Genomic DNA, 1,299 nt, shown 5'->3' with positions numbered 1-1,299 from the left:
ATAGACAGGATCTTAAGAGCTAACTTGTTTATTTAGATAGAAAAAAGGCTTCATTTATGATCAGATAATCGTCGCCAAACAAACTACCTACATCAATAGTGAAGCCGATGACGATTATCTCCTTACAGAAGCAATTTAAGCAATTCTTTAATGCTGACACCCTCCAAAAAATGGCGAAAAGTACAGGCCTGATGAAACGGTGTCGGGCGATATTACCCGAGCAGCTAGTCATTAGCTTAGTGGCCGCGTTAAGCAAAGGAAACTGCACTTCCATTGCGGATTTACTGCGACAATTCAATGGGATGTGCTTGAGCCCTGAAGGTGCCGTGGCATACAAGCCTTACCATAACCAGTTGAGGAAAAATGAGTTTCCTAATTTCATGCGGCAACTTGTTATGCGAGCAATAGCTCAATTTGCTCGCCAGCAGAATGTCGGTCTACCAAATAAGCTCGACACCTTTGATGATGTACTGCTTCAAGATGGCAGCTCTTTCCACATCCATCGTGACCTGGCGGATGTTTATCCGAGTCGATTTAAACGTAACCCTGCAGCGGTTGAATGTCATATGACAATGTCGTTGAAAAGCTTTTCTCCAGTCGCGATGAACATCAGCGCTGATACGGCATCAGAAAGAGATTTTTTACCTGAGCCCAAAACGATGAACAACAAATTGCTGTTAGCTGACGCAGGGTATCCTGATTTCCACTTCTTTCGAGAGCTTGAACAGCATGGCGGATTCTATATTGTCCGAGGTGCTAAGTCTCTGAACCCTATGATTATTGAGGCAAGGAACGGCAAGGGGCGACTGCTGCCTAAGCTAGAAGGGAAGAAGCTGAAAGACATTACTCGAGGTACCAACCGTTCGCAGGTCCTTGACCTAAAAGTCCGTCGAGGTAAACAAGAGTTTAGAGTCGTGCGACGATGGTTTGCTGAAGAAAAACGATTCTGCATTTGGATAACTAACTTACCTTCAGACACCTTTACTGCCGATGACATCATGGCGATCTACCGCTGTCGATGGCAGGTGGAACTGCTTTTTAAAGAGTTAAAGTCTCACACCAACTGGCAACGATTTGTCACCGCACAAAAGGCCATCGTTGATGGGCTCATCTGGGCCAGTTTACTTGCGCTGATCATTAGGCGTAGTATTGCGCTTCAGATAATGCCATCGGTCTCATTGTTTAAAGCGGCAAAAAATGTGGATGTCTGGCTGTTACCAATATTTGAATGTATCAGTCACGGCGCATGGTCAGAAATCAGCAATAAAATCGAATGGGCTACCAGTTATATATCAAGGA

At 44.6% G+C, this 1,299-nt stretch carries 1 protein-coding gene; it reads left to right on the top strand.

Features of this window, described 5'->3' with window-relative positions; genetic code table 11:
• Positions 1 to 107: 107 nt before the first annotated feature.
• Positions 108 to 1,299, top strand: a 1,192-nt coding sequence (locus AB4507_RS21185; protein WP_372183294.1) for an IS4 family transposase, incomplete at its 3' end; no start/stop codon positions are given.

Origin of the sequence: Vibrio sp. 10N.222.54.A3 (genome assembly GCF_041474095.1) — a bacterium.
In the GTDB taxonomy this organism is placed as follows: domain Bacteria; phylum Pseudomonadota; class Gammaproteobacteria; order Enterobacterales; family Vibrionaceae; genus Vibrio; species Vibrio crassostreae_C.
This window is presented reverse-complemented; position numbering and strand designations above follow the sequence as displayed.